The organism is Streptomyces silvisoli (assembly GCF_029269905.1).
GTDB classification, from domain to species: Bacteria; Actinomycetota; Actinomycetes; order Streptomycetales; family Streptomycetaceae; genus Streptantibioticus_A; species Streptantibioticus_A silvisoli_A.
Genome location: NZ_JARJBC010000005.1, coordinates 144,156 through 158,790 on the forward strand (window position 1 = coordinate 144,156; position 14,635 = coordinate 158,790).

At 70.1% G+C, this 14,635-nt stretch carries 13 protein-coding genes; 7 read left to right on the plus strand and 6 right to left on the minus strand.

What is annotated here, in order from left to right; all coding sequences use genetic code 11:
- The first annotated feature begins 27 nt into the window (after positions 1-27).
- The 4 genes from kdpA to P3G67_RS10570 all read left to right on the plus strand — a co-directional run bounded on the left by kdpA (position 28) and on the right by P3G67_RS10570 (position 7,095).
- Positions 28-1,692: a potassium-transporting ATPase subunit KdpA gene (gene kdpA / locus P3G67_RS10555; protein ID WP_276093192.1), complete on the plus strand. Its 1,665-nt coding sequence runs from the start codon at positions 28-30 to the stop codon at positions 1,690-1,692.
- Positions 1,692-3,827 (plus strand): potassium-transporting ATPase subunit KdpB, encoded by a 2,136-nt coding sequence (kdpB, locus tag P3G67_RS10560; protein ID WP_276093193.1) that lies wholly within the window; start codon positions 1,692-1,694, stop codon positions 3,825-3,827. Before kdpA ends, kdpB begins: the two co-directional genes overlap by 1 nt.
- A 17-nt stretch (positions 3,828-3,844) precedes the next feature.
- Positions 3,845-4,474, plus strand: a complete 630-nt coding sequence (gene kdpC, locus P3G67_RS10565; protein ID WP_276093194.1) for a potassium-transporting ATPase subunit KdpC — start codon at positions 3,845-3,847, stop codon at positions 4,472-4,474.
- Between the two features lie 92 nt (positions 4,475-4,566).
- Positions 4,567-7,095: a sensor histidine kinase gene (locus P3G67_RS10570; RefSeq protein WP_276093195.1), complete on the plus strand. Its 2,529-nt coding sequence runs from the start codon at positions 4,567-4,569 to the stop codon at positions 7,093-7,095.
- Between the two features lie 10 nt (positions 7,096-7,105).
- On the opposite strand, the gene P3G67_RS10575 is transcribed toward P3G67_RS10570, so the two are convergent.
- From P3G67_RS10575 to pstS, 5 genes are all read right to left on the minus strand, one after another.
- Entirely contained in the window at positions 7,106-7,483 is a 378-nt protein-coding gene (locus P3G67_RS10575) for a hypothetical protein (protein WP_276093196.1), read from the minus strand.
- Positions 7,484-7,715: 232 nt separating this feature from the next.
- Positions 7,716-8,531, minus strand: coding sequence for a phosphate ABC transporter ATP-binding protein (locus P3G67_RS10580; RefSeq protein WP_276093197.1), 816 nt, complete (start codon positions 8,529-8,531; stop codon positions 7,716-7,718).
- A complete protein-coding gene (gene pstA, locus P3G67_RS10585; RefSeq protein ID WP_276093198.1) occupies positions 8,528-9,406 on the minus strand; it encodes a phosphate ABC transporter permease PstA in 879 nt (292 codons plus the stop codon). The genes P3G67_RS10580 and pstA overlap by 4 nt, the downstream gene beginning before the upstream one ends.
- A complete protein-coding gene (gene pstC, locus P3G67_RS10590; RefSeq protein ID WP_276093199.1) occupies positions 9,406-10,401 on the minus strand; it encodes a phosphate ABC transporter permease subunit PstC in 996 nt (331 codons plus the stop codon). Before pstC ends, pstA begins: the two co-directional genes overlap by 1 nt.
- A gap of 67 nt (positions 10,402-10,468) precedes the next feature.
- A complete protein-coding gene (gene pstS / locus P3G67_RS10595; RefSeq protein ID WP_276093200.1) occupies positions 10,469-11,653 on the minus strand; it encodes a phosphate ABC transporter substrate-binding protein PstS in 1,185 nt (394 codons plus the stop codon).
- Between the two features lie 362 nt (positions 11,654-12,015).
- On the opposite strand from pstS, the gene P3G67_RS10600 reads away from it, so the two are divergent.
- Both P3G67_RS10600 and P3G67_RS10605 read left to right on the plus strand, forming a co-directional pair.
- Complete coding sequence (locus tag P3G67_RS10600; protein WP_276093201.1) at positions 12,016-13,083, plus strand: Dyp-type peroxidase; 1,068 nt, start codon at positions 12,016-12,018, stop codon at positions 13,081-13,083.
- On the plus strand, positions 13,064-13,867 hold the full coding sequence (locus tag P3G67_RS10605; protein ID WP_276093202.1) for a family 1 encapsulin nanocompartment shell protein: 804 nt from the start codon (positions 13,064-13,066) through the stop codon (positions 13,865-13,867). Before P3G67_RS10600 ends, P3G67_RS10605 begins: the two co-directional genes overlap by 20 nt.
- A gap of 7 nt (positions 13,868-13,874) precedes the next feature.
- Here the strand turns inward: P3G67_RS10605 and P3G67_RS10610 are convergent, their stop codons facing one another.
- Positions 13,875-14,336: a hypothetical protein gene (locus P3G67_RS10610; protein WP_276093203.1), complete on the minus strand. Its 462-nt coding sequence runs from the start codon at positions 14,334-14,336 to the stop codon at positions 13,875-13,877.
- 137 nt (positions 14,337-14,473) lie between these two features.
- Here P3G67_RS10610 and P3G67_RS10615 point away from each other — a divergent pair, with 137 nt between their 5' ends.
- On the plus strand, positions 14,474-14,617 hold the full coding sequence (locus tag P3G67_RS10615; RefSeq protein WP_276093204.1) for a hypothetical protein: 144 nt from the start codon (positions 14,474-14,476) through the stop codon (positions 14,615-14,617).
- Positions 14,618-14,635: the final 18 nt, after the last annotated feature.

Here is a 14,635-nt window from a genome sequence, read left to right on the forward strand (position 1 = left end):
CCGCCTCCTGAACCGGAGAGGTCCTCCATGAACGAAACTCTCGCGGGCTGGCTCCAGATCCTCGCCCTGGTGGGCGCGCTGGCCCTGTCCTTCCGGCCGCTGGGCGACTACATGGCCCATGTCCTCACCTCCCCCCGGCACTGGCGGGTGGAGCGGCTGGTGTACCGGATCGGCGGTGTGCGGGGGGACGCCGACCAGACGTGGCCCGCCTACCTACGCAGCGTGCTGACGTTCTCCGCGGTGTCGGTGCTTTTCCTGTACGCCTTCCAGCGGCTGCAGAACCATCTGCTGCTCTCCCTCGGCATGAAACCGGTGGCGCCGTCCCTGGCGTTCAACACGGCGGCGTCGTTCGTCACCAACACCAACTGGCAGGCCTACTCGGGCGAGTCGACCATGGGCCACCTGGTGCAGATGGCGGGCCTGGCGGTGCAGAACTTCGTCTCCGCCGCCGTGGGCATCGCCGTGGTCGCCGCCCTGATCCGCGGCTTCACCCGGAAGAAGACCGACCGGGTCGGCAACTTCTGGGTGGACCTCACCAGGATCGTGCTGCGGGTGCTGCTGCCGATCGCCTTCGTGATGGCCGTCGTGCTGGTCGCCGGCGGTGTGATCGAGAACTTCCACGGCATCCAGTCGATCACCACGATCGCGGGCGACCACCAGAGCATCACCGGCGGCCCGGTCGCCTCACAGGAGGCGATCAAGGAACTGGGCACCAACGGCGGCGGCTTCTACAACGCCAACTCCGCGCACCCGTTCGAGAACCCCAACCCGTTCACCAACTGGCTTGAGATCTACCTGCTGTTGGTGATCGGCTTCTCCATGCCGCGCACCTTCGGCACCATGGTCGGGGACCGCCGCCAGGGCTATGCCATCGTCGCCGTGATGGGTCTGATCTGGGCGGCGTCGGTGGCCATCGTGACCGCCAACGAACTGCACAGCGTGAGCAGTTCCGTCGGGCACGCGGCCGGCGGAATGATGGAGGGCAAGGAGCAGCGGTTCGGCATCTGGGCCTCCGCGCTGTTCGCCGTGTCCACCACGCTCACCTCCTGCGGCGCGGTCGACTCCTTCCACGACTCGTACACGCCGGGCGGCGGCGGGACGACCATCTTCAACATGATGCTGGGGGAGATCGCGCCCGGCGGCACCGGCTCCGGTCTGTACGGCATCCTGATCCTGGCGGTCGTCGCGGTGTTCGTGGCCGGACTGATGGTCGGCCGCACCCCCGAGTACCTGGGCAAGAAGCTCGGCGCCCGGGAGATGAAGTTCGCCTCGCTGTACATCCTGACCACGCCCGGCATCGTGCTGGTGGGGGCCGGTATCGCGATGGCCCTGCCGGGGGAGCGGGCCGCGATGCTCAACGCGGGCCCGCACGGCTTCTCGGAGGTGCTGTACGCGTTCACCTCGGCCGCCAACAACAACGGCTCGGCGTTCGCGGGCCTTTCGGCCAACACCGTCTGGTACAACACCGCGCTCGGCGTGGCGATGCTGTTCGGCCGCTTCCTGCCCATCGTGTTCGTGCTGGCGCTGGCCGGGTCGCTCGCCCGCCAGCAGGCGGTGCCGGTCACCGCGGGCACGCTGCCCACCCACCGGCCGCAGTTCGTCGGCCTGCTCGCGGGTGTGATCCTCATCGTCGTTGGCCTCACATACTTCCCCGCCCTCGCGCTGGGACCTCTCGCGGAAGGGTTGCACTGATGCCCACGGCCACCGCTCAACCCCCCGTGTCGAAGGACCCGTTGGCGCCCAACGTGCACCGGGTCTCCGGTGGACTGCTCGACCCCAAGCAGTTGGTGACCTCCTTTCCCGGCGCGCTGCGCAAGCTCGATCCGCGGGTGATGGTGCGGAACCCGGTGATGTTCGTCGTGGAGGTCGGCGCTGTGCTGACCACCCTGTCGGCGATCAAGGACCCGGGCGTCTTCGCCTGGGTGATCACCGTGTGGCTGTGGCTCACCGTCGTCTTCGCCAACCTGTCGGAGGCGGTCGCCGAGGGGCGTGGCAAGGCGCAGGCGGAGACGCTGCGAAAGACGAAGACCGACACCATGGCCCGTCGGCTGCCCGCCGACTGGCGGCCGGGCGCCACCGACCTCACCGAAGAGGAGGTTCCGGCGACGGCGCTGCGGCTGGGCGACCACGTGGTGGTCGAGGCGGGCCAGATCATCCCCGGTGACGGCGACGTTGTCGAGGGCGTCGCCAGCGTCGACGAGTCTGCGATCACCGGTGAGTCGGCGCCGGTCATCCGCGAGTCGGGCGGTGACCGCTCGGCGGTCACCGGCGGTACCAAGGTGCTGTCCGACCGGATCGTCGTGCGGATCACCTCCAAGCCGGGGGAGACCTTCATCGACCGGATGATCGCCCTGGTGGAGGGCGCGGCCCGGCAGAAGACCCCCAACGAGATCGCGTTGAACATCCTGTTGGCCTCGCTGACCATCGTCTTTCTGGTGGCCGTGGTGACGTTGCAGCCGTTCGCCATCTTCGCGGGCGCCGAGCAGAGCATCGTGATCCTGGTGGCGCTGGTGGTCGCACTGATCCCGACCACCATCGGCGCGTTGCTGTCGGCGATCGGCATCGCGGGTATGGACCGGCTGGTGCAGCGAAACGTACTGGCCATGTCCGGCAGGGCCGTTGAGGCGGCGGGCGATGTGAACACCCTGCTGCTGGACAAGACCGGCACCATCACTCTGGGCAACCGTCAGGCCGCCGAGTTCCTTCCGGTCAGCGGGGTGCGGGTGGAGGAGCTCGCGGACGCCGCCCAGCTGTCGTCCATCGCCGACGAGACGCCCGAGGGCCGCTCGGTCGTCGTGCTGGCCAAGGAGCGGTACGCGCTGCGCGGGCGCGGCGAAGGGGAGTTGGCGCACGCCGAGTTCGTCCCCTTCACCGCCCAGACCCGGATGTCGGGCGTGGACCTGGACAGTTCCGAGGACAACCGATCCCTGCGCAAGGGCGCGGCGACCGCCGTGATGCGCTGGGTCAGGGAGCACGGCGGACATCCCACCGAGGAGGTCGGCCCGATCGTGGACGGCATCTCCGCGAGTGGCGGCACACCGCTGGTCGTCGGCGAGGTCGCCCGCCACGAGGACACGAGCACCGCCCGGATCCTCGGGGTCATCCACCTCAAGGACGTGGTCAAGCCGGGTATTCGGGAGCGCTTCGAGGAGTTGCGCCGGATGGGCATCAAGACCGTGATGATCACCGGTGACAACCCGCTGACCGCTCGGGCCATCGCCCAGGAGGCGGGAGTCGACGACTTCCTCGCGGAGGCGACTCCCGAGGACAAGATGGCGCTGATCAAGCGGGAGCAGGCGGGCGGCAAGCTGGTCGCGATGACCGGTGACGGCACCAACGACGCTCCGGCGCTGGCCCAGGCGGACGTCGGTGTGGCGATGAACACCGGTACCTCGGCCGCCAAGGAGGCCGGGAACATGGTGGACCTGGACTCCAACCCGACCAAGCTCATTGAAATCGTCGAGATCGGCAAGCAACTCCTCATCACCCGGGGCGCGTTGACGACCTTCTCCATCGCCAACGACGTGGCGAAGTACTTCGCCATCATCCCGGCCATGTTCGCCAGCGTCTATCCGGGCCTGCGTCGGCTGAACATCATGGCCCTGCACAGCCCGACCTCTGCGATCTCCTCGGCGATCATCTTCAACGCCCTGATCATCGTCGCGCTGATCCCCCTCGCCCTGCGCGGGGTGCGCTACCGGCCCTCGTCGGCGGCCTCGCTGCTCACCCGCAACATCGTGCTGTACGGCTTCGGAGGACTGGTGCTGCCGTTCATCGGCATCAAACTGATCGACCTGCTCGTCCAGTTCGTCCCCGGACTGCACTGACCAAGGAAGGCGTCCTCATGGCTGGCTCTCTCACCCGCCTGCTCCGCCACCACCTGGCGGCGCTGCGGATGCTGCTGGTGTTCACGGTCATCACGGGCATCGTCTATCCACTGGTGGTGACCGGAATCGCCCAGGCAGTCTTCCCACACCAGGCCAACGGGTCCTTGCTAAAGGACGGAAGGCGGCCGGTCGCCTCCTCGCTCATCGGCCAGAACTTCAACCTGCCGCCCAGGAAGGGGCAGACCACCGGCGCCCCGGACCCCAGGTGGTTCCAACCCCGGCCCTCCGCGGCCGGACCGACCGGCTACGACCCGACGAACTCCGGAGCCTCCAACCTCGGCCCCAACAACGCGGGTCTGGTCAAGGCGGTCAAGGACCGCCGGGCCGCCGTAGCCGCGTTCGACGGCGTGCCGCCGAGCAGCGTCCCCGCCGACGCGGTCACCGCGTCGGGCTCCGGTCTCGACCCGGACATCTCACCCACATACGCCTACGAGCAGGTCAACCGGGTGGCGAAGGCCCGCGGCCTGGACCCGGTGGCGGTACGGAAGTTGGTCGCCGAGCACGTCCAGGGCCGCAACCTCGGATTCCTGGGTCAAGAACGCGTCAATGTCGTCGTGCTCAACCACGATCTGGCCGCGTTGAAGTGACGATGAAACGGAACCCAACTGCACACAGCACGCCGCCCGGGTGAGCTCCCCCTCGCCCGGGCGGCGTGCCGTCCGGTCAAGGAGGGCTCCGGGTGACGCGGAGCATCGGCACGGCCGCCGCGCCTGGCGGCCGACCCGGCAGGCTGAAGGTCTTCCTCGGCGCCGCGCCCGGGGTCGGCAAGACCTACCGTATGCTGGACGAAGGGCGCCGCCGGGCCCGCCGCGGCACCGATGTGGTGGTGGCCTACGCCGAGTGCCACAACCGTCCGCACACCGAGGAGATGCTGGTCGGCCTGGAGCTGCTGCCCAGGACCCGGCGCCAGTACCGGGGGCGGGAGTTCGAGGAGATGGACCTGGACGCGGTCCTCGCACGCCGCCCCGAAGTGGCGCTCGTTGACGAGCTACCGCACACCAACATCCCCGGCGGACGGCACGCCAAGCGCTGGCAGGACGTCGAGGAACTGCTCGCCGCCGGAATCGACGTGCTCACCACGGTCAACATCCAGCACCTTGAGTCACTCAACGATGTGGTGGAGAAGATCACCGGGGTGCCGCAGCGGGAGACCCTGCCCGACGAGATCGTCCGCCGCGCCGAGCAGATCGAACTGGTCGACATGCCCGCCGAGGCGGTGCGCCGCCGGATGGCGCACGGCAACATCTACGGCCCGGACAAGGTCGACGCGGCGCTGTCGCACTACTTCCGGGTGGGAAACCTCACCGCGCTGCGGGAGTTGGCGCTGCTGTGGGTCGCGGGCCGGGTGGACGAGACGTTGCAGCGGTACCGCAGCGAGCACGCCATCGGGGGGGTCTGGGAGACCCGTGAGCGCGTCGTGGTGGCGCTGACCGGCGGGCCGGAGGGCGAGACGCTGATCCGCCGCGCGGTGCGGATCGCCAGCCGGGCCTCCGGTGGAGATCTGCTCGCCGTCCATGTGGTGCGCAGTGACGGGCTCTCCGGCGCGTCTCCGGCCGCCCTCGCCAGTCAGCGCAAGCTGGTGGAGAGCCTGGGCGGCAGCTTCCACTCCGTAGTCGGCGACCATGTGCCCACCGCGCTGCTGGAGTTCGCCCGCGCGGAGAACGCCACCCAGCTGGTGCTCGGCACGAGCCGCCGCAACCGGCTGGAGCACCTGCTGAACGGGCGCGGCATCGGCGAGACCACCGTCGAGCTGTCCGGTGACATCGATGTGCACATGGTCACCCATGAACGGATGGGCCGTGGACGCCGGTTGGCGGTCTCCGGCGTCCGGGCGCCGCTGGTGCGACGGATCGCCGGGGCGGTCGCCGCGGTGCTGCTGCCGGTACTGCTGACCGTGGCGCTGCGTGGCGTCGGCAGCGGGCTGAACCTCACCAGCCAGGCGCTGCTGCTCCTGCTGACCGTGGTGGGGGTCGCGGCGATCGGCGGTGTCGGCTCGGCACTGCTGTCCGCGGTCACCGCCTCCCTGCTGCTGAACTACTACTTCATCCCGCCCATCGGCGAGTTCACCATCACCGAGCCCAACAACGTCCTGGCACTGGCCGCGTTCGCCATAGTGGCGGTCACGGTCGCCGCCATCGTGGACCGCTCGCAGCGACTGGCCCGGCGGGCGGCGAACGCCACCGCCGAGGCGGAGACCCTCTCGTCCATGGCGGGCAACATCCTCGGCGGTGACCAGGCGGTGGAGGTGCTGCTGGACCGGACGCGGGAGACGTTCGGCATGGACTCCGCGGAGTTGCTGCCGCGCACCGCACCGGACGACGAAGCCCCGGACGACACGGCGGTACTGAAGGTTCCGGTGGGCGAGAACAGCCTTCTGGTGCTCAGGGGGCGCCGGTTGCCCGCCTCCCAGCACCGGGTGGTGACCGCCTTCGCCGCCCACCTGGCCGCCGCGCTGGACCGGGCCCGGCTGGCCGAGACCGCCGCCGAGGTCGAGCCGGTCAAGGCCGCCGACCGTACCCGTACCGCGCTGCTCGCCGCGGTAAGCCACGATCTGCGCACCCCGCTGGCCAGCGGCCTGGCCGCGGTCACCTCGCTGCGCGGCGCGGATGTGGAGTTCTCCGCCGAGGACCGGGACGAACTGCTGGCCACCGCCGAGGAGTCGCTCATCAAGCTCAACCGGCTGGTGGACAACCTGTTGGACATGAGCCGTCTACAGGCCGGTGCGCTCCCCGTGCACCTTCAGCCCACCGGGTTCGAGGACGTCATGCCGCTGGCCCTGGACTCGCTGCCGCCGACCTCCGTGCCCGTACAGACCCGGGGGCTCGACCGGACCGGTGAAGTGATCGCCGATCCACCGCTGTTGGAGCGGGTCATCGCCAACCTGGTGCTCAACGCGGTACGCCACTCGCCCGAGGGCCGACCGGTGCTCGTCAGCGCCAGCACCCTCGCCCACCACGTCGAACTGCGGGTCACCGACCACGGCCCGGGACTGCCGGAGCAGGACCGGGACCGGGTCTTCGAGCCGTTCCAGCGGCTCGGCGACCACGACAACAACGCCGGCCTCGGTCTGGGACTGGCCCTGTCCCGTGGCCTGGCGGAGGCGATGGGCGGCACCCTCACCGCCGAGGACACTCCGGGCGGCGGACTGACCATGGTGCTCTCGCTGCCCGCCGCACCCACCAGCCGCGAGGGCACGGACTCGGCGTGAGGTGACGAGGTCAGGCCGCCGTGCGCGGTCTGCCCTCTGCGGCGGGCGCCCCGACAGCGAGTCGCGCCCCACAGGAGACGGCGGCCCGCGAGCTGCCGGGGACCGCGCCAGGGCTCGGCGAGCCAGGCGAGGTCCGGTTCGACCGCCAGCAGGAACCCGTCGGCCGTCGTACGGTGACCCCGGCCGGTGCGGCGACCCGGGGCGCCGGTTCCTCGCGTAGGTACACCATCCGCTCCCAGGGGGTGAGCCAGCGGAAGGCCGCACCGAGCACCGGCAGGAACCGCTGGGGCGCGTCGATGTACGCACCGGCCAGCGGGGCCAGCCCGGTCGGCGTGCAGACCCTCGGATCGCCGCGCAGCAGACAGTGGTCGGCGCACCGTACCGCCAACGCCCGTGCGCCGTACGGGCGGTCGGCCCACCAGCCGCCGTTGCCGGTCGCCAGTACGTGCCAGGCACAGCCAGGAGTCGAAGCGGCGGATGCAGCGGGTCCTGACCAGTTGGTGGGGACGCAGTGCGAGAGCAGTGTCGTGATCAGCCACGGGAGGTAGGAGATCGGCGGCAGCGGTTGGCCCCGTCGGTGGCGAACGGGAAAAGTCCCTGATCCCGCGCATGTCGCGGGATCAGCCGATCTTCCCGCTGATGTAGTCCTCGGTGGTCTGCCGCCGCGGGGAGCTGAAAATCCTTTCGGTGGGCCCCACTTCGACCAGCCGACCCGGCTCACCCACCGCCGACATGGTCAGGAAGGCGGTGGTGTCCGCGACCCGGGCCGCCTGCTGCATGTTGTGGGTGACGATGACGACCGTGTACGTCTCCTTGATCTCCCTGATCAGATCCTCGATGGTCAGCGTGGAGATCGGGTCCAGGTGCGCACAGGGCTCGTCCATCAGCAGGACCTCCGGTTCCACCGCCAACGCCCGGGCGATGCACAGCCGTTGCTGCTGGCCACCGGACAGGCTCGCGCCGGGCGCCTTGAGCCGGTCCTTGACCTCGTGCCACAACCCGGCCTTCGTCAGCGCGCGTTCGGCGATCTCGTCGTGCGGGGCGCCACGGCCGAGCCGTCGGCCCAGTTGCAGCCCGGCCAGCACGTTGTCGCGAACGGACATCGTGGGGAACGGCGCCGGGCGCTGGAAGACCATGCCGACCCGATGCCGGATCTCGACCGGGTTGCTGTCCTTGGCGTAGATGTCGGCGTCATCCAGCAGCACCTGGCCGGTCACACTCGCGCCGGGCACGGTCAGATGCAGTCCGTTCATACAGCGCAGCAGCGTGGACTTGCCGCAGCCGGACGGCCCGATCAGGGCGGTCACCTGACGCGGTTCGATGGCCAGGTCCACGTCTGCCACCGCGGGGCGGCCGTGGTAGCGGGCGGTCAGGTTGACCACGTCGATCCGGGCCGCGGCCGCGGCCGCGTCGGAGGTCGGGGGTACGTGGTTCATCGGGCACTCCTGACGATGCCGCGGCGGCCGACCAGCCGGGCGCCGACGCTGAGCACCAGCACGATGACGATCAGGGTGAGCGTCCCGGCCCAGGCCCGGGCCTGCGCGGTGGCGAACCCCGTGATGGCGTTGCTGAAGATCTGCAACGACAGGGTGGACATCCGACGGGCCGGATTCGCCTCCAGGAAAAGGTCGTTGCCCAGCGCGGTCAGCAGCAGCGGCGCTGTCTCGCCCATCGCACGGGCCACCGCGAGCATGACCCCGGTGGTGATCCCGGAGCGGGCGGTCGGCAGCACGATCGCCATGATGGTGCGGGCCCGGCTCACCCCGAGCGCCAGACTGGCCTCGCGCAGCTCGACCGGCACCAGCCGCAGCACCTCCGCGGTGGCCCGGATGATCAGCGGCAGCATGATCAGTCCGAGCGCCACCGCCCCCGCAAACCCGGAGAACCCGAAGTGCGCGACCCACAGCGCGTAGACGAACGCCCCGGTGACGATGGACGGCAGACCGATCAGCACGTCGGTGAGGAAGCCGCACGCCCTGGCCAGCCGGCCTCGGTACTCCACCATGTGAACGGCGGCGGCGATGCCGATCGGCACCGACAGCGCGGTGGCGATGCCGACGATCACCACCGAGCCGACGATGCCGTTGGCGAACCCCCCGCCCGCCTGCGAGGGATCCCCCGGCGGTGTCCGGGTCAGGAACATCGGCCCGAGGTACTTCAGCCCCTGACCGGCCACATAGGCCAGGATCCACAGCAGCAGCGCCACCACACCGACGGTGACCAGCCCCAGCACCACCGTCATCACCGCGTTGACGGCCATCCGACGCGGCAGACCACGGCGGGCGGCGGACGCGGACGTGGGTGCGGCCATCACGCGATGTCCTCTCCGGTACGCCGGACGATCAGCTTGCCGACGGTGTTCACGACCAGCGCGATGACCAGCAGCCAGGCACCCACCACCATCAGCGACTGGAGGTGGAACGGCTCGGTGGATTCGGTGAACTCGTTGGCGATCACCGAGGACATGGTCGACCCGGGACCGAGGATGCTCGTGGTGATCGACAGCACGTTGTTGCCGATCACCATGGTGACCGCGATGGTCTCGCCGACCGCCCGGCCCAGGCCGAGCACGGCGGCGCCGGTGATGCCCGAGCGGGACCGCGGCAGTACCGCCATCCGCACCATCTCCCAGCGCGTCGCGCCCAACGCGAGTGCCGACTCCTTGTCCGCGGTGGGGACGGTGGCGAAGACCTCGCGGCAGATCGCCGTGATGATCGGCAGGATCATGATCGCCAGCACCAGACCGGCCACCAGATAGGAGACGCCGAAGAAAGGACCGGCGAACAGCGGCCCGATCACCGGCGCCGTGCCCAGGGTCCGGGACAGCCAGACCCCGGCCGGGCGCACCGCGGGGATCAGCGCGAAGATGCCCCAGAACCCGTACACCACCGAGGGGATCGCGGCCAGCAGGTCCACCAGGCCGGACAGCGGCCTGCGCAGCCAGCCCGGCGCGATCTCGGTGAGGTACAGCGAGACGGCCACCGCGACCGGTACGGCGAGCACCATCGCGATCAGCGAGGTCACCGCGGTGCCGTAGACGAACTGCGCGATGCCGTACGGGTTCGGATGCCTCCCGGTGGCGGTGGCCTCGGACGGCGCCCAACGGTCGGAGCCCAGGTAGCTGAGGATCCCGTACTGGTGCAGCGCGGGCCACGCCTGCTGCACCAGGAACACCGCGGTCGCCACCAGGACCACGATCACCAGTGCGGCGGCGCACCTGACGGCATACCGGAAGACGGTGTCGGTGCCGCCCCGTCGGGCGCGCACCCGCCGCCACGGGGTGGGGGAGCCGGGCAGGGGGTTCATCTGTCGTCCCGGGGTCGGGCGGCGCCGGGGGCGGGAAAGCCTGGGCTCTCCCGCCGCCCGGCGGTGGCTAGGTGACGGCGGGCTTGCCGTTGACGGTGACCCGCTTGAGCTGGTCCACGGCCGGTTTCCGCAGGTCCTGGCCCAGGGGGGCGTAGTTCAGGTTCGCGTTGAGGTCCTGCCCCTTGGACAGCACCCAGGCGAAGAAGTTGACCAGGGCCGCGGCCTTCGCCGGGTCCGTCTGGCTCCGGTACAGCAGCGCGTAGCTGGTGCCGGTGATCGGGTAGGCGTTCGGATCGGGGCCGTCGATCACCGCGCGGTGCAGGACGGCGGGGTAGGTGGCGCCGTTCGCCGCCTTGGTGACGGTGGCGACGCACGGCTGGACGAACCGGCCCGCCTTGTTGCGCACCTGCCCGTACGTGCTGTTCTGCGCCAGTACGTAGTGCAGCTCCAGGAAGCCCAGCGCGCCTTCGGTCTGGTTGACCTGCCCGGAGACGCCCTCGTTGCCCTTGCCGCCGATACCGACCGGCCAGGCCACCGTCTTGCCCGTGCTGCGGCTCGGGCCGCCGAGGGCGTGCACCCAGGTCGGGGACTGCTCGGAGAGGAAGTCGGTCCAGATGTTCGTGGTGCCGGAGCCGTCGGAGCGGTGCACCACCGCGATCGGCTCGTTCGGCAGCTTCTTCCCGGGGTTCAGTGCGGTCAGCGCCGGGTCGTTCCACGCCTTGATCTTCCCGGCGTAGATCTTCCCGAGCACGTCGCCGGTGAACTTCAGCCCGGATTTCACACCCGAAAGGTGGTACGTGGGTACCACCGCGCCCAGCAGCAGCGGAAGCTGCAGCACCGGACCCTTGGCCTTGGCCTGCTCGGCCGGAGTCATCCCGGTGTCGCTGTCACCGAAGTCCACCGTGCGGGCCTGGATCTGCGCCACACCGCCACCGGAACCGATCGACTGGTAGGCCACCTGCACACCGGTGGCCTGGCTGTAGGTCTTGGTCCAGTACGACATCAACGGCGCCACGAACGTCGACCCGGCCCCGGACAGCGTCCTCGCGCCGCCCGGCAGCTCGCCGAACGGCGCCGGGAAGTGCGGCGCGTGGTAGCCGGACCCGCAGACCTGGGCGCCGAAGTCCGCCCCGGCCGTGGAGCTGGCGCCACCGCTGGGGCCGCCGGCGACGTTGTTGGTGCTCCCGCAGCCGGTGGCGACCAGTGCCACCGCGACCACCGGAACGAGCCCGGCAAGGGCCTTGCGCGCCATGGCACCCATTCTAGGAATGACCTGCGTACTTGGCGTCCGACGCGCCCTCGGGCCCGCGGACCGCCGCCGGGCTCGACCGCGCGGCGCCCGCGGCGTGCTTGACCCACTTGGCGGCACCGTCGCCGCGGACGCGGTGCCAGCCTCCCCGGGACGGCGTGCCGATGCGCCGCCAATTCGGCTACGGCCAGGCCAAGTCGGGTCCAGGCGGACCGCTTGGGCAACGAGTCGTGGTCCATCGGGTGGCGGACGGGCCGCCGCACCTCCGTGAAGGTTCACCCCTCCCCGGTACGGGATGCGGGGAGTACGGGCGCGGAGGAAAATGGGATGCGGCGGGGACGACCGACACACGGAGGTGTGTGGCGATGGCCTGTCCCGCCCGGGCGGCGATCCCCCAGCCGGTGCTCGGTCCGCTGACGAACGCGGCGATCTTCCTGGTGGTCACCATCGACCCGGACGGCGAGCCCGTCGCACGGGAGTTGCTACCGGACCTGCCGGGACTGAAGCGGGCCGTCGGCTTCCGGTCCGCCCAGGCTGACGCGTTGAGCTGTGTGGTGGGCATCGGCTCCGACGCCTGGGACCGGCTGTTCGGCGGACCCCGCCCGGCCGAGCTGCATCCGCTCCGGGAACTCGTGGGCGCCGAGCACCGAGCCGTCTCCACACCGGGTGACCTGCTGTTCCACATCCGGGCCGGTCGGCTGGACCTGTGCTTCGAACTGGCCAGCGAGATCATGGACCGGCTGCGTGGCGCGGTGACGGTACGGGACGAGGTGCACGGGTTCCGGTACTTCGACCAACGCGACCTGCTCGGCTTCGTGGACGGCACGGAGAACCCGGTCGGCGGCAAAGCCGAGGAAGCGGTGCTGATCGGTGACGAGGATGCCGAGTTCACCGGCGGAAGCTACGTGGTCGTCCAGAAGTACCTGCACGACCTGCGGGCGTGGGACGCGTTGCCGGTCGAGGCCCAGGAGCGGGCGATCGGCCGTACCAAGCTCTCCGACATCGAAATGGACGACGCCGTCAAACCGCCCGACTCGCACGTCGCGCTCAACACGATCACCGACCCCGACGGCACCGAGCGACAGATCCTCCGCGACAACATGCCCTTCGGCAGCGTCGGGCGCGGCGAGTTCGGCACCTACTTCATCGGCTACTCCCGTACCCCCGCCGTCATCGAGCAGATGCTGGAGAACATGTTCCTGGGAACCGAGTCGGCCGCCCACGACCGGATCCTCGACTTCTCCACGGCCGTGACCGGAACGCTGTTCTTCGTACCCAGCGCGGACTTCCTGGACGACCTGCCCGAGCCACCCGGAACGGCTGGCGCCGCCGTCGCCGCACCACCAGAGGAAAGCACCGCGTGGCCGGACGACGGCTCGCTGGGAATCGGCAACCTGAACAGGAGCGCCCCCGATGAAGAACCTGCATCGTGAACTGGCGCCCATCTCCGACGCCGCATGGGCCGACATGGAGGAAGAGGCGCGGCGCACCTTCAAGCGCCATGTCGCGGGCCGCCGCATCGTGGACCTGCCCGAGCCCGCAGGTGTCGAACTGGCGGCGGTCGGCACCGGCCATCTGACCGCCATCGATCCTCCGGCCGACGGCGTGCTCGCCCACACCCGCCGATCGCAGCAGGTCGTGCAACTGCGGGTGCCGTTCACCGTCGACCGCCAGCAGGTTGACGATGTGGAGCGCGGCGCCAAGGACGCTGACTGGCAGCCGGTCAAGGACGCGGCCCGGAAGATGGCGTTCGCCGAGGACCGGGCGGTCTTCGAGGGCTATCCGGCCGCGGGCGTCGACGGCGTACGGCGGGCTACGTCCAACCCCGCACTGACCCTGCCGACCGAGGTGCGCGACTACCCGACCGCCATCAGCCAGGCGGTGAGCACCCTGCGGTTGGCGGGCGTTGGCGGCGCGTACACGCTGGCGCTCAGTGCCGACGCGTACACCGCCGTCAACGAGACGTCAGATCACGGCTATCCGATACACAAGCACATAGACCGGGTCCTGGACGGCGAGATCATCTGGGCTCCCGCCATCGACGGAGCGTTCCTGCTGTCCACCCGGGGCGGTGACTTCGAACTGCGCATCGGCCAGGACGTGTCGATCGGCTATCTCTCCCACGACGACACCAGCATCCGGCTCTACTTCCAGGAGACCTTCACCTTCCTGATGTACACGGCGGAGGCCGCCGTGGCGCTGGTGGCGCCGCAGTGACGGCGCCTCACGCCTGCGTACGCGCCGTGGCGAAGTGGTGGCGGGTGACGCGGGCGATCTGGTGCCAGAAGGGCACCGCCGTCAGGTAGGCGCCGAGCACGGACATGACGCCCAGTGACACATCCACGCTCACCCGCCCCTGCTTGGCCCAGTACACGTCCTGCAGGTCCAGCAGCAGCGCGAACTCATCGGCGATCAGCGCACACCCCGCGCCGTAGGCGGCGGCCACCGCGGGATGCCCGACGGCCTTCTCGTCCCCGCGTACCGCGACCATGCCGACGCCGGTGAGGGCGGCGATGCCGAGGTTGTAGTGGTGCAGGTGCTCACCGGCCGCGGAGAGGTTTCCCCACGGCAGCCAGCCGCCACGGATGCCGTGCGTGATCAGCCGCACCGTACCGAAGGTGGCTCCGAAGGAGGCCCAGGTGATCACCAGAGGCCTCTTGGTGGGGGAGAGGTTGGCGTCCGCCACCGCTCGCCACCGATCGATCAGACGCGGTCGGGTGGAGCCGTTCCGTTGTTCTGCGCGATGGTTCATAGGTACAGCCGATCAGCTGCGGTTGAGATGGCCCGGCCAGACACGCCGCGCGGGGCGAGCTGGTGGAAGCGGTGGCCGCCGAGACGCGCGCTCCGGGCCTCGGCGAGGTCCAGTGGCCGACCCCCGCCTGGAACGAGAGCGGGGTCCGCTTCTACGGCCGCCTCGGCGCAAACGCGAAGGAGAAGCTCCACTACACCCTCCCGGGTGCTGACTGACGAGTAGTCAAGTGGTTT

Coding starts and splice junctions, on each gene's coding strand:
- kdpA (WP_276093192.1), top strand. CDS start 28: ATGAACGAAACTCTCGCGGGCTGGCTCCAGATCCTCGCCCTGGTGGGC.
- P3G67_RS10580 (WP_276093197.1), bottom strand. CDS start 8,531: ATGAACCACGTACCCCCGACCTCCGACGCGGCCGCGGCCGCGGCCCGG.
- kdpC (WP_276093194.1), top strand. CDS start 3,845: ATGGCTGGCTCTCTCACCCGCCTGCTCCGCCACCACCTGGCGGCGCTG.
- pstA (WP_276093198.1), bottom strand. CDS start 9,406: ATGGCCGCACCCACGTCCGCGTCCGCCGCCCGCCGTGGTCTGCCGCGT.
- kdpB (WP_276093193.1), top strand. CDS start 1,692: ATGCCCACGGCCACCGCTCAACCCCCCGTGTCGAAGGACCCGTTGGCG.
- pstC (WP_276093199.1), bottom strand. CDS start 10,401: ATGAACCCCCTGCCCGGCTCCCCCACCCCGTGGCGGCGGGTGCGCGCC.
- P3G67_RS10600 (WP_276093201.1), top strand. CDS start 12,016: ATGGCCTGTCCCGCCCGGGCGGCGATCCCCCAGCCGGTGCTCGGTCCG.
- pstS (WP_276093200.1), bottom strand. CDS start 11,653: ATGGCGCGCAAGGCCCTTGCCGGGCTCGTTCCGGTGGTCGCGGTGGCA.
- P3G67_RS10605 (WP_276093202.1), top strand. CDS start 13,064: ATGAAGAACCTGCATCGTGAACTGGCGCCCATCTCCGACGCCGCATGG.